Annotated in this window: 7 protein-coding genes; 6 read left to right on the top strand and 1 reads right to left on the bottom strand. The window is 44.9% G+C overall.

Annotated features, from left to right (window positions below):
- Positions 1-115 precede the first annotated feature (115 nt).
- From V7051_RS08835 to V7051_RS08825, 3 genes are all read left to right on the top strand, one after another.
- Positions 116-1,294, top strand: coding sequence for an alginate export family protein (locus V7051_RS08835; RefSeq protein WP_334168736.1), 1,179 nt, complete (start codon positions 116-118; stop codon positions 1,292-1,294).
- 119 nt (positions 1,295-1,413) lie between these two features.
- Positions 1,414-2,289 (top strand): substrate-binding periplasmic protein, encoded by an 876-nt coding sequence (locus V7051_RS08830; protein WP_333874631.1) that lies wholly within the window; start codon positions 1,414-1,416, stop codon positions 2,287-2,289.
- 2 nt (positions 2,290-2,291) lie between these two features.
- Positions 2,292-3,614 carry a dicarboxylate/amino acid:cation symporter gene (locus tag V7051_RS08825; protein WP_333874632.1) on the top strand — a complete coding sequence of 441 codons (1,323 nt, stop codon included), beginning with the start codon at positions 2,292-2,294 and terminating at the stop codon, positions 3,612-3,614.
- 63 nt (positions 3,615-3,677) lie between these two features.
- Here V7051_RS08825 and V7051_RS08820 read toward each other — a convergent pair whose 3' ends face one another.
- Positions 3,678-4,412, bottom strand: coding sequence for a 4'-phosphopantetheinyl transferase family protein (locus tag V7051_RS08820; RefSeq protein WP_333874633.1), 735 nt, complete (start codon positions 4,410-4,412; stop codon positions 3,678-3,680).
- Positions 4,413-5,868: 1,456 nt separating this feature from the next.
- Here V7051_RS08820 and V7051_RS08815 point away from each other — a divergent pair.
- The 3 genes from V7051_RS08815 to V7051_RS08805 form a co-directional block, all read left to right on the top strand.
- Entirely contained in the window at positions 5,869-7,380 is a 1,512-nt protein-coding gene (locus V7051_RS08815) for a serine hydrolase domain-containing protein (protein ID WP_333874634.1), read from the top strand.
- A 66-nt stretch (positions 7,381-7,446) separates the two neighbouring features.
- On the top strand, positions 7,447-13,962 hold the full coding sequence (locus tag V7051_RS08810) for a type I polyketide synthase (RefSeq protein WP_333874635.1): 6,516 nt from the start codon (positions 7,447-7,449) through the stop codon (positions 13,960-13,962).
- On the top strand, positions 13,962-14,739 hold a 778-nt coding region (locus tag V7051_RS08805), incomplete at its 3' end, for a polyketide synthase (RefSeq protein ID WP_333874636.1). The genes V7051_RS08810 and V7051_RS08805, both read left to right, overlap by 1 nt.

The following is a 14,739-nucleotide window of genomic DNA, read 5'->3' as shown; positions in this document are numbered from 1 at the left end:
GGCAGGTACACAAATAATCATAACAGTTTTGAAATAGCGAATTTACCTCATGCTCATAATAAAAAAAATAAAATCGACAGTGTATATATTGTCGTTAGTCTTTACTACAACGACTATGGCGGACGATTTTAATGAATCTATCGAAAAAACCCTTAAATTTGGGCAAGACGACGCCAGATATGGGCAAATTAAATTTGATTTACGTTATCGTTATGATAATACCGATAGTACTAATCCCAAAAAAGAGGTCGCCAATGCATCCACTGCACGTTTGCGCTTGGGTTATTTAACGCCTATCTTTAAAGGATTGCAGGCCTTTGCCGAATTTGAAGGCAATCAGGATATAGGCGTTAACAGCTATGACAGCACCATGAATGGTAAAACCCAATATGAAAAAATTAATGACCCCCAACAAAATGAACTCAATCAATTATGGGTGAGTTATAAAGGTGTTCCTAATACCGAAGCCAGATTAGGCCGTCAATTGATACAAATAGATAATGAACGATTTATCGGCGCATCGGCATGGCGACAGCTGGAGCGTACTTATGACGCTCTCTTATTAAATAATACTTCATTGCCGAATACCTCGGTTATTCTCGGATATATCAGCAAAGATCAGAATACCGACTCCACCATACAAAGCTTGCAATTACCGTTGGCGAATATTAGCTATAATTTTGCCAATATGGGTAAGTTAACCGGCTATTCCTATTTTATGGATTTTAGAGATCCTTCTGCATATGAAGCTTCCAATCAAACTTACGGTGTGAGTTTTGATGGTACGCGCAAGCTTAATGATACTTTAGGTTTTGTTTATCGGACTGAATATGCTTATCAAAGCAGTTATAGGCACAGCACTCCTTATCAAGCGGATTATTACCATATTATTGGTGGCTTTACCGCTTACGGTTTTATTGTCAAAGGAGCCATGGAGCAATTAGGAGGTAAAGGCTTAAATAAAACCTTTGATACCCCTTTAGGTTTATTACATAAATTTAGCGGTTGGGCGGATGTATTTACTACGACGCCTGATAATGGTTATCGTGATGTTTATGCCAGTGTTGAAAAAGAACTGATGGGTATCAGGTTAATAGGTTTTTACCGTGATTGGTCGGATGATACTGGTAAAAAACATTATGGAGATGAATGGGATTTTATGGTTACAAAAGAATTTTTTAAGCATTATAACCTAATGGCAAAATATGCTTATTTCAGCACAGATACCGGTGGCACAGCAATTGGTAAATTTGATACACAAAAAGTATGGTTTGGAGCTGGAATAACTTTTTGATGGACAGAATGTCTTTGATGATAAAGTCGCATTTATAGGGTTATAAATAACCTCTTAAATAATAGTTGTCATGCTTAATACACGCATAGCAATTCTTGAATATGATGGATTACTAAAAAATGAATAAAACCAAACAAGCTATTAGTATAACCCTCGCGTGTCTAATTCTTACTTTTATAAGTTCCTCAGCGGTTTCCGCTAATGATCAGCCCGTTTTAGATGAACCTCTAAACGAAATACAAGCCATTATTAAAAGGGGTAAATTGATAGTTGCTATGTATAGTCAAGATACACCGCCGTTTTATTATATGGATAAGAATAATGAACTAACTGGTGTCGATGTTGTTTTAATTAAAGGTTTTGCCGACTTATTAGGCGTAGCTGTAGAATTTGATCGTAGCGCTAAATTTCTTGATGATGTTGTTGATAAAGTTGAAAAGCATCAAGCGGACTTGGCTATTTGTAAACTCAGCATGACCTTTGGCAGGGCGCAGCGTGTACTTTTTGCCGAGCCGTATGCTAATTTGCATCAAAGTTTGTTGATTAACCGGCTTGAACTTTCCAGGCAGTTAAAGGGGCGGTCTCAAGAAGAAACCATTCAAAACTTAACCGGCAAGCTCGGCGTAGTGGCTAAATCATCTTATGTCGGCTATGCAAAGCATTTTAAAAATATGGAGATAGTTCAATATCCTACTTGGAATGAAGTGATAGACCATGTCTTACAAGGCGATATAACTGCCGCTTTTCGTGATGACGCTGAAGTGAAAATGATTTTGCGTGACAGGCCCGATACGACTTTGCATTTATTATCCGTAGTGCTAAAGGATGCCGACGACCCTAAAGGAATTGCTATGTCGTTTGATCATCGTAATTTGAAAGATTTAGTGAATTTCTATCTTAAATCATTAGATCTGAATTTATCTGCCGATAAGATAATTAATGACTATGATAATGTTATTAAAATAATTCAAATGAAAATAAAGCAAAAGGTCTAGTTATGAATCAGTTATCGAAGAAAAATATTTTGAAAGCACTGCGTAGTGGCTGGACTATCCTGATAGCGGTTAGCATAGGGATATATATAGGGCTTTTTAAACACGAATATGTAGCTTATGTTGCCCCGGTAGGTAAAATCTATTTGGATATTTTAAAAATGTGTATTTTACCTATTTTAATAACTGCTATCTCTGTGAGTATTGCGCGTTTAATGTTGGCAAAAGAAGAAAATACCTATATAGGCAGAATGTTAGTCGTATTTGCCATGAGTGTTGTTGTTTCAGGCTTTTTAGGTGTAGTAACAGGTATCATAGGTCATCCCGGTTCAGGTTATGACAAGGCGGCACTTGCTTCATTAGGTTCCATTGTCAGAGAATCCAATGCACCGGATCTTGAGATTTCTGCATACATACCTTTTGTCGCCCAAGAAAAAGAATCTTTCATTAAAGTTTTCATTGCTAATTTAATACCAGAAAATATTTTCTCTGCATTAAATACAGGCAGCAGTTTAAAAGTTCTATTTTTTACTATCTTATTCGGTTTGGCAGTGGGTTCGTCTAATAAAGTTTCATCGCATTATCTACTAACATCCTTAGATTCAGTCTATTTAGCGTTTGCCAGAATGGTGCATTGGCTAATGTATTTTCTTCCATTTGGTCTTTTAGGCTTAATAGCGAACGATGTGTCGCAGGTAGGGATAAGCGTTTTAATAGCAATGATAAAATTTGTGCCGGTGGCATTGCTGGCTTTTTTTCTGCTATTTATCTTGAGCAGTCTTATTATGTGGCGACGCACAGGTTCATTTTCCAAGCCGCTTTACGCTCTTAAGGATCCCGTTATTATGGCATTGGGGACCGGTAATTCTCTGGCTTGTTTGCCCTCAACCTTAACCGCCATGCATGAAGAACTGGGTTATGACAAGGACACGGTTGACTTGCTGGTGCCGCTAACATTTACGATATGCAGGACCGGACCTACCCTGTACTTTGCGCTGGCTGCTTTATTTGTCGCACAATTTTACAATGTCGAGTTGGGAGTAGTCGGATTTATAACCGTGATTGTCAGCTCTATTTTTGCGGGTTTGGCAACTGCCGGCGCCTCAGGTATTGTTTTATTATCCATGTTAAGTTTGGTATTAACGCCTTTAAACCTCCCTGTGGAGGCAGTATTAATATTGTTTATTGTTATTGACCCTATTGTCGGTCCATTTCGCGTATTAGCAATGGTACATACCGCTTGTGCTATCGTAACTTTAATTTTGCCTAAACAGCATAAAGTACAAGTGATAGCTAAAGCGGTGGTTCCTGCCGAGTTAAATAGCTAATTATATTGCTGTAATAATGCTAACTTCGGTCGTTGTTAGTCAAAACCTTTTAATTGGTAGCACTTACTTAACGAAACGATTTGTCCGTGCTTCTGTGTCGGGTAAAACTTCAAATATGTCAACTGGATGTAAAGTATTACCTCCGAAGCTATAGTTTCTTATTTTATGAGTTATTGAAGGCAATTTAAATTTTTTATATTTTTCAAATGCCAGGTGACAACAATATTCATTATGGGGAATAGGTATTTTCTTTAATCCCCATTTTTTATTATCAACAACAGCGTAGTCTTGATAGCTAATAATATCTTTAGGAGGTATGTTTAATCCCCGGCCATCGGCTTTCATTACGCTTTCTTTAAGAGTCCAGTAATGATAGAAACGGCTAATGGGCGCTTTATCATGGATAATATTATGCCATTCACTGTTTGACATGAAATCACTATAATAAATCATCTCTATGTCTTTAATATATTCTATATCTATTCCGATGCGTCCGTTTTCTGAGAGAGCGCATAATACATAAGCTTCCGAGTGCGATATGTTAAAGTCGATATTAGAATCAATTGAAGGTCGATTATAGTTATCAAGTTTCAAAGACTCCAGGCAGGATGAAGGGTAACCTGCTTCCAATAAAGCCAGTTTCAATAGAACTCGGCCAAATAGCGCTGCATGCCTGTCCTGCCATCGATGATACCGCAAAATTTTTTGTTGTATTTCGTTAGGTAGTAGATCGCAGTACATGCGCCACTGCTCATCGGGTAGCGGGTTGCCAAACTGGTAGCAATAGATTTTAATCATAATATGAGGTGCGTTAATCCTTTTTGACGACAATTACAGCGGAAATAATATAACATCAACACTTTAACACTTTGTAAAGCCATGGGTTTCAGCATTATTTAAAATCATATCCATAGGGTGAGTGATCAGATATTCGTTGCCATCAACTTCTTATGCGTAATTATCATGGAATTGTTTTTAAAAATAGTTTTTCGTAGGAGATTTTAAGGTTGAGCTAAAATTTTTGAAGTGAAGAAGCTAATGATTAATTTAAAAGCGCCGCTTCCATAAAATATATTACTTGTAGTGCTATTTTTTATGTTAGATATGTGATTTTTTGTATCGACCTTGAAATAACGTTACTGTTAATTGAATGCATATCCAGATAAGCTATGATAAGTTGTCCAATATGTGGCTCAGTTGGTTATACTAAAATGATAGAGCGCTATGATACAAACTTTTCAGTTATAGGCATATGCTTGATAGAGATTTAAGGAGATAGCGTGGCAATCAAACAGTTAAATTCCTTCAATTAGCCGATTTGTAATACAGTCATGTTAGTATGCATAGAAGGGTGAGTCTTACAGAGAGGTAGTTGAGTTAATTTGCCTTGCTACTATGCTGATCGTCGAGGTAGGGTATCTTTTCATTATATTGTGGGTTTCCGTTATGCAAAAAAAGAATGAAAACTGCAGAACATTATTAAAAATTAAAGATATATTCTATGTTATGAATGATTAATGGAGCCTGTATCTGCATGTTTTTGAATATTGAATAACTGGCCGAGGTCATAGGGAAGTATTCCGGCATATTTTTGACTTCAAATGGAACTGCGAGCTAGATGCTATATTTACATTAGCAATGCCAAAATATTAATATCTTATTGATGTATTTTATCGATATTTATGGAACCATTAAGTATTTTAAGGTGTAATATCCTGTATTGGTAAAGCTGAATCTTTACAATATATGGATTAGTCTTTATTATTAATGACCTGGCGCTAGGCTAATTTGTTCCTTTGAAGCTGAAAGACTTAAAATTTAGGAGTTTATTTTTTAAGTTATTTTGAATAAATGAGCCGAGTAGCTGTTTTAATTTTATATGGCATATAATAAGCTGGTGGCTTATGATTGAACTCATTTTTATTCAAAGTGCTTTAATTTTTCGCTTAAAAAAAATATTTTATTAATTTATTTACAATGAGTTATAGTAAATCGACTCTGAAAGTTTAGTAATTGAATTGTTTGCAGGTGTGTTGCTTGATCATACATTTGAATTAGTCCGGTCGGTTTGGTTCATAATTATTTAAGTTTTCGTAAATTTTATGGATTATTGAATTTTTGTGATCTTTATCTCGTTTTGGGCGTCGATCCACGAGCAGGGCAAGTTATAATTGCTTTGGCTTAATCCTTAATTAATAACAGGTACTTGTCCGTTGCGGGGCATTTTTTGCAAGAAGATAAAGGAATCATCACAGTGAAAATTAAATCTTTATTTGCTGTTACGTTGTTTGTCGGGTTCAGCCAAACTTGGGCCGCTCCTTCTGTTTCCGATAGGATCACTGTTGACTCAGTGTATAGCGAATCAGCTAACAGCGTTACTCTTCCGATAGTCGATCTAGCATCAGGGCGTTTTAGTACTGAATTATTGTTCGGTGCTTTTATAACGCAGGCAAACGGTAGTTTACTCAGCTCTGTTACTATAAATCCACTAATATCTCTTAATGATTCTAATGAAATCGTGATGGATAAAGGCTTTGATCCGGTGATTGCCGACAAGTTGAAAACCTTTTTACAAAGGCATGTCACGGAATTGGGTAAGCCCGGCGCTATTATTAGAGTGGATATGAATGGGAAAGTTTGGCGTGGTGTGATCGGTAAGAAACGTGTTGATTCGGATGAGCTGCTGAATTTTTCCGATAGACACCGAATAGGCAGTCTTACCAAAACGTTTGTAGACAGCACTATAATGCAACTGGTAGATCAAGGGGTATTAAATCTTGATGCAACGATTGACACTTATATCCCTGACGTAACTATTCCAAATAAAAGTAAAATTACAATCCGCCACTTAATTGCGCATAGAACCGGTTTGTTTAACTATGTAATTGATTATAATTTTACCGGAATTCAAAAAGCTTTGGCGGTTGATCCATTAAAGGTTTATAAGCCGACGGATTTGCTGGCTATTTCGAACAGTCAGCCGGTGAACCATGAGCCGGGAGCAAGGTATCAATATTCCAATACAGGCCTGATTTTAGCCGGTTTGATTATTGAAAAAGTGACCGGCAAATCTATAATTCAAGCAGTTCATGACTATACCGTCAAGCGCTTGGGATTGTTTCGAACCGAGTTTCCGCTGGACCCCGGTATTCAATCCAATTATATGCACGGTCACGCGGATTTTAATGGCGACGGCAAGTTAAGTTCATATAACGGTAACGAAAGACAGACTCCATATCTTGATCCTAATAATGGCAGTACAATTCCGGCATTCCCTGCGCAAGAGATCGTGAGTTATCTTGATCCTTCGGCATCCTGGGCGGCCGGCGCGATGATTTCCAATCACGATGACTTGGCAAAATGGATAAAAGCCTATGTAGATGGCGATTTGCTGACCAATAAAACATTACAGAGCCAAGTGCTTAGCGATTGTCTGCCTTCAGCCCCTGATTATGGCGCTTCTTATTGTTTGGGTATGGTCAAGGTAACATGGCCGTTTAATACGACCGATCCGACTAAATGGTGGTTCGGCCATTTAGGTCAAATTAACGGTTACGATAATGCGGTATTCCGTAATACCAGTAAAAATATTACGATCGGCATGACTAATAACAACTATTTTATAGGCACGGATGCTAATCTTGGCACCGGTGTTTTAATCTTCGATTTGTTGAATATTGTCGATCCGCTGCCTGCAAGCACAACGACTGCTAATGCCGGATTTATGCGTCCGCCGTTGAATCCTGAAGACTTAGGCGGTCAATAAGTAAAAAATGCCATGTATAAGGTAGAAGTAGTCTTCTGCCTTGCTGTCTCTTAATTAATCATTGCCGTGCAAGAATTTTCTATCAAAAATTTAGTAGAGCTATTCCGTTATAGAGCGCAACAAACACCCGATCAAACGGCTTATACCTATCTTAAAGAAGGTATCGTTGAGGAAGGGCGGCTAAGCTATGCCGAGTTGGATTGTAAGGCGAGAGCGGGCGCGGTTGTAATCAGGCGTTATGTGCCTACAAATGGCCGGGTGTTGCTACTGTATCCGCCCGGCATCGACTTCATGGTCGGTTTTGCCGCTTGCTTGTATGCGGGTGTCATCGCGATACCTGCGCCGCCCCCCGATACGGTTCGCCTTAAAAGAACGCTGCCCCGCTTAAAAGCCATCGCCAAGGATGCAGAGGCTAGTTTGGTTTTAAGCAGTGGCGAGCTCATTGAGTCAATTAAACAAAAATCGGCAAATGCAACGCAAGCGGCGATGGAGACTTTTGCCGTCGAGCATTGGTTGGATTATTACGACTTAAATGATGCTTCGGAGGACGATTGGCAGATGCCGGCAATTGTTCCTGATAATCTGGCCTATCTGCAATATACCTCGGGTTCTACAGCGACGCCGAAAGGCGTGATGATGAGCCATGCCAATTTAATGCATCACTTGGCGCAAATTCAGCAAGCCTGGGCTTATGATAAAGACAGCGTTAGCGTCACCTGGATGCCGTATTTTCACGATTACGGACTGGTTGACGGCCTGTTGGAGCCGCTGTTTACCGGAATCCCTTGTTATATCCTATCGCCTCTGACTTTTTTAAAGCGTCCTCTGCGTTGGTTGCAGGCGATTTCCAAATACCGCGGCACGCACACGCAAGCGCCTAACTTTGCTTATGCTTATTGCCTGGAAAAAATCAGCGACGAACAACTTAAAGAACTGGATTTAAGTTGTCTCAAAGTGGCCAGCAATGGCGCCGAGCCGGTCCGAATGGAAACGGTCGAAGCATTCAGCAAACGCTTCACCACATGCGGCTTTCGTGCCGAATGTTTGTATCCGGCTTATGGCTTGGCCGAGGCGACTTTATTGGTCGCAACCAAGCCGCACGGCGTTTTGCCTTTGTTCCATCAATTAAACGCCGAGCAGCGCCAGGATGATAACATTCAAGGCACTATCGTCAGTTGTGGACCCCCGATCGGAATAACCGAGGTTAAAATCGTTAAACCGGGCAACATGACGCTTTGCGAGGAAAACGACATCGGAGAAATATGGATCAAAGATCCCGGTGTTGCTCAAGGCTACTGGCAAAACGAACACGCGACAAATGATACGTTTCATGCCTATACCAGCGACGGGCAGGGACCTTATTTGCGTAGCGGCGATTTGGGGTTTTTACGCGGCGGCGAGTTATTTATTACCGGCCGATTGAAAGATTTAATCATCATTAACGGCGTCAATCATTACCCGCAAGATATCGAATGGACGGTGATTCAGGCGCATTCGGCGCTACGTCCCGAACATGCAGCGGCGTTTTCGGTGATGGTCGATGATCAGGAGCGTCCGGTTGTCGTGGTCGAACTAAACCAAAACAACGACGACTCTCAAGCAATCGTTCAAGCGATCCGTACCGCTTTGGCCGAGGCGCATGAACTGGAAGTTTATGCGGTAGCCTTGCTAAAAAAAGGCACTATCCTCAAAACCTCCAGCGGAAAATTGCAAAGGTACGGTTGTAAGCAGGCATTTTTACAAGAACGCCTTGAGACCCATGAACTTTGGCAACAGCCAAACGCGGTAAAAACAAATACAGTCAGCGCAGGCACTTTGGCTGATTGGCTGGTGGCGAAACTTGCAGAAGCGTTAGGCATTGCCACGGAAACGATAGACGTCGACCAGGTTTTCTCAGTCTATGGGCTTTCGTCCCGGCTTGCTGTCAGCCTAGTCGGCGAATTGGAAGATTTCTTAGCGGCTAACGGCAGCAAAGACTTGGAATTATCGCCGACTTTATTATGGCAATATCCGACCGTCGCAACCTTAGCCGCATTCGTGCAAACGCAGCTACAAAGTTTCGCGCCTGTGCCGCGCACAACACAGGACCATAGTAGCTTGGATCAAGCCCCGATTGCGGTAGTGGGCATGGGCTGCCGTTTTCCCGATGCCGACAACCCGGACGAATTCTGGCAGCGGTTGGTCGACGGTCACGATGCGATCAAGGATATTCCGACACAGCGTTGGGATGCGGATAGCTATCCGCAAATCAATACCCGCCGCGCAGGCCTTTTAAATCATGTCGATCTGTTCGACGCCGAGTTTTTCGGTATTGCCGACAAAGAAGCCGATGCGATGGATCCCCAACAACGTCTGGTGCTTGAAGTCGCTTACGAAGCACTGGAATATGCCGGCATAGCGCCTGAAAGTCTGGCGCAATCCGAAACAGGGGTATTTATCGGCATCAGTACCGACGATTATGCGGCCTGGCAATTGAGTTCAACCGATGCAATCGACGCCTATGCGAGTACCGGCAAGACCTTCAGCATCGCCGCTAACCGACTTTCATACATCCTAGATTTACACGGCCCCAGCATGGCTGTCGATACCGCGTGTTCGTCGTCGCTGGTCGCCATTCATCAAGCCTGCCAGAGTTTACGCCAGCAAGAATGCTCGCTTGCGCTAGCGGGCGGAGTGAATCTGGTATTGTCTCCGCAAATGATGGTGGCTCTGTCGTCCGCCAATATGCTGTCGCCGGACGGGCAATGCAAAACGTTCGCCGCCGATGCCGACGGCTATGTGCGCGGTGAAGGCTGCGGCGTGGTCGTATTAAAACGCGTGGAAGATGCCGAACGTGATGGTGATCCAGTTTTGGCCGTGATCCGCGGTTCCGCAGTTAACCAGGACGGCCGCAGCAACGGCCTGACTGCTCCGAATATGAACGCCCAACAAAGTGTCATTAGAAAAGCCTTGGCCAATGCTCAAGTCAAGCCCGAAGCCGTCAGCTATATCGAAGCGCACGGTACCGGCACGCCGTTAGGCGACCCGATAGAAATGGACGCTTTATTAAGTGTGTTCCGGCAAGCTCCGGAATTGAACGTAGGCTCGGTAAAAACCAATATCGGCCATTTGGAAGCCGCGGCCGGTATCGCCGGTTTGATTAAAGTAATCCAGTCATTGCGTCATCAAACCATACCCGCGCATCTGCATTGCCATACTCGCAATCCGTTGATTAAACTGGACGGCAGCGGTTTTAGCATTCCTGCAAAAACGCAGCCTTGGCTGGCTGAACAGCGGATAGCCGGAGTCAGCTCATTCGGTTTCGGCGGTACTAATGCCCATATCGTGGTTTCCGAAGCAAAAAACCGGGAACTTCGAACGATAGAAAGCGAAAAAACTCAATTGCTCGCAGTCTCGGCCAAGAGCGCCGATGCATTGCAACAACTGCTACAGCGTTATATCGATTTTATTAAATTCCGTCCGCAACTGAATCTTGCCGATTTATGCTACAGCGCGGCCTTGGGCCGTAGCGATTTTAATTTTCGCACTGCGCTGGTAGCCGATACGGCATCGGATTTACTCGACGCACTGCAAAACGAAGTAGCGAAAGCGTTTACAACTGTTGCGAAGACTTCGCGCAAAATCGCATTTTTATGCACCGGGCAGGGCGCGCAAACCCGGCAAATGGGCTTGCTGTTATACCAGACCGAAGCGGTTTTCAAAGCCGCGATCGATACCTGTGAACAGTTGTTGGCCGATGAACTGGAGCTGGCGTTAACGGAGGTCATGTTCAATGACGACGATTATTTGCTGAATCAAACCGGTTATACACAACCGTTATTGTTTTCTCTGCAATATGCGCTGGGGAAACTGTGGCAAAGTTGGGGCGTTCAACCGGATATTTTGCTGGGCCATAGCGTCGGCGAATATGCGGTCGCCTGTTTGGCCGGCGTTTTCGAATTGAAGGATGCGATCAAATTGATTGCTGCGCGCGGGCGCCTCATGCAGGCGTTGCCGGCCAACGGCAGTATGGCGGCTGTGTTTGCGGAAGCCGGAGCGGTCGAAGCCGCGATAGCCAAAGTAAATGGGCGGGTTGTGATTGCCGGATATAACAGCCACCGCTTGCAAGTCATTTCCGGCGAGAATGACGCTATCGCAGCCGTATGCGAAACATTGCACGAACAAGGCTTCAGCTCGCAGCCATTGGTAGTATCGCATGCGTTCCATTCGCCGTTGATGCAGGACATGTTGGCCGCGTTTTCCGAAGTCGCGAATAGCTGCAATTACCATCAGCCTAACATCGCTATCATCTCCAGCTTGACCGGAAAACGGATCGATACGGAAATGAGTTCGCCGGATTACTGGATTTCGCACATCATCGAGCCGGTCCGCTTCTCGTCAGCCGTGGCCGCCTTGTTGGAGGAAGGCTGCGATATCGCGATTGAAATAGGCCCGCAACCCCATGCTTCGGCAATGGCGCAGAAGGCAACCGGCGCGGAAGCCGTACAATGGCTGCCCAGTTTAAAACGAGGCGCTGGGGATAGGGATGTGTTGCTGTCGGCCGTAGCCAAGCTCTATCAACAAGGCATTAATATCGACTGGCGCGGCATGTACGGCGCACATGCGTGTCAACGCCTGAACGGTCTGCCCAGTTATCCGTTCCAGCGGCAACGTTACTGGCTGGATACGCAGCCGGTGTTTTTCAGGGACGCGGCCGGTCCTTTGCCTGATTTGCTAAACAAGCTGATCAAGCAAGCGGAACAAGCGCCTCAACTTTATTATCAATGGCATTGGCAGCTTGCACCGGTAATATCGGATGAATCATCCAAAGCGCAAACGTGGCTGATTTTTTCAGACCATAGCGGCATCGCGGCTGAACTACTCGAAACGTTGATAGGCGCAGGCCATCGTTGCCATCTGGTGTTTCCGGGACCTGAGAACAGCCTGTTAGCGTCAGGCCATGGTTGGCAGATAGAGCCGACTGCATCAGGCTTGCGCTATTTGCAACAGCAACAGCTGCCTGAAGTGCGAGTCGTCCATCTATGGAGCCTGGACCTGAGCGTCGACTTGCAAGCCGACAATGTTATACAACAACAGGCATTGTCGTGTTTCAACGTAATGCATATCCTGCAACAATTGCCGGTACACAGTTTGTGGCTGGTAACCAGGCATGCCTATGCGTTGAACGAAGGCGAGAATATCCAGCCGAATCAAGCGCCGCTATGGGGTATGGCGAAAGCCATTGTCCTGGAATATCCGAAGGTTTTTCGTGGAATGATCGATATCGGCACCGATGGAGATGTCGTGCCGTTAGCAGCCGAATTAAATACAAAAAATACCGAGTTGGCAGTCGCGCTAAGAGGCGATCAGCGTTATGCCGGTCGTCTGCTGCCTTATCAATTAGCCCAAACCGGGCAAGCATCGAACATCATAAAAGGCGACGGCACTTACCTGATCAGCGGCGGCTTAGGCGCATTGGGCCTGCAAATAGCCAAACGTTTGGCCGAGTTGGGCGCAAAAGACATAGTCCTGCTGGCCAGACGGCCGGTCGGGGATGAGCACCGGCCTATGCTGGATCAATTAAGCAAGCAGGGCTGCCGCGTGCATACTTTGCAAGCCGATGTTGCTTCCCTCAAGGATATGCAGACTGTCGCCGAAAAGCTCAAACAATTGCCGCCGCTATCGGGTATTATCCATGCCGCCGGTGTGGCAAACGATAAGCCGCTGGCCGAATTGACCGAACAGGATTTTATCCAGACCCTGAGGGCAAAAGTGCAAGGCGCCTGTTTGCTGCATGAATTAAGCCTTGATTTGAAGCTGGATTTCTTTTGCCTGCTATCTTCTATCGCCTCGGTCTGGGGCGCGAAACAACGCGCCCACTATGCGGCCGCCAACCAATTCCTGGATGCGTTAAGCGCTTATCGCCGGCAACAAAGCCTGCCGGGGCTCAGCTTGAATTTCGGGCCTTGGCAAGGCGACGGCATGGCTTCCGGTTTGGCAGGGGAACTCGCGCAAAGCGGTATCAGGGCCTTGAATCCGGAGCAGGTTTTGGCCGCGTTGCCGCAAATCTTGTCCGAGCCGGCATCGCAAATTATTGTAGCCGACGCGGATTGGTCCATGCTGTCTGCGCTGTTTGCCGGTTATGCCGGAGCAGGATTATTCGAACATTTGCTCAACGCAACTGACACATCCGGTATTGTCGAGCAAATTGATCGTTTCCTTGATGAACTGCGTCGTGCGCCGAAAGACCGGCAACAGACACTGCTATCCGAACGCTTACAAAGCGAACTGAAGCAAACGCTGGGTTTGAAAAACAACAAAGTTGTCGACACCGAACGCGGTTTTTTCGAAATGGGCATGGATTCGTTGATGGCCGTGCAATTCAGAACGCGCCTTGAAAACCTGTTAAGCCTCAATTTACCGGCAACCTTGGCGTTCGATTATCCTAACATTCAGCAGTTAACGGTTTTTCTGTCAGCCGAACTTTTACACGAACAAACAGCGGTAGGCAATATTCCGGAAGTTGCGGATAATGATCAGCTTGCGTTAGCAATCGACTTTGAATTGACTGCCTTGGAAAACTTATTACGGGATCTAGCCTAATGGACGCAACCAACGACGCTTCGGCCCGGCGGATTTTAAATGCGCTTAAAAATGCGCGGGAAAAGATCGAGCAATTGCAACAGACTGACCGGGAAGCTATTGCGATTATCGGCATCGGTTGTCGTTTTCCGGGCGGAGTCGACAGTCCTGAAAGCTATTGGCAGCTGTTATCCGAAGGTAAGGATGCCGTTGTCGAGGTGCCCGCGCAACGTTGGGACAGTCAAAGATATTACCATCCGGAAGCCAATAAACTCGGTTTTACCAACACGACGCGCGCAGCGATCCTCGATCATATCGACCAGTTCGATCCGCAGTTTTTCAATATCTCGCCGCGTGAAGCGGTTAATCTCGATCCGCAGCAACGCTTGGTTTTGGAAACGGCTTGGGAAGCCTTGGAACGGGCAGGGCAGATGCCCGACCGTTTGGCGGGGACTCGCGCCGGGGTATTTGTCGGCATTACCGCGAACGATTACAGCCAATTGTCCGATGACATTGCGCGATACGATGCGTATTTCAACAGCGGCAACAGCCTGAATGTAGCCGCAGGCCGGTTATCCTATACCTTGGGCTTTACTGGTCCGAGCATGGCGGTCGATACCGCCTGTTCGTCGTCGTTGACCGCCGTGCACCTGGCTTGCCAAAGCCTCAAACAGCGCGAATGCCGCTTGGCTTTGGCCGGTGGCGTTAATTTAATGTTGTTGATACAAAATAGCGTTGCTTTGTCCCAAGCGGGCATGCTGTCGCCGGACGGCCATTGCAAAACTTTCGACGGGTCGG

Source organism: Methylobacter sp. (genome assembly GCF_036845245.1).
Classification (GTDB): domain Bacteria; phylum Pseudomonadota; class Gammaproteobacteria; order Methylococcales; family Methylomonadaceae; genus Methylobacter_A.
Note: the sequence above shows the minus strand (reverse complement) of the source record. Positions and strands in the feature narration are given on the sequence as shown.

Excerpts from the sequence above, each read along its gene's own strand:
- V7051_RS08835 (WP_334168736.1), top strand. The coding sequence starts at position 116 with ATGGCGGACGATTTTAATGAATCTATCGAAAAAACCCTTAAATTTGGG.
- V7051_RS08820 (WP_333874633.1), bottom strand. The coding sequence starts at position 4,412 with ATGATTAAAATCTATTGCTACCAGTTTGGCAACCCGCTACCCGATGAG.
- V7051_RS08825 (WP_333874632.1), top strand. The coding sequence starts at position 2,292 with ATGAATCAGTTATCGAAGAAAAATATTTTGAAAGCACTGCGTAGTGGC.
- V7051_RS08830 (WP_333874631.1), top strand. The coding sequence starts at position 1,414 with ATGAATAAAACCAAACAAGCTATTAGTATAACCCTCGCGTGTCTAATT.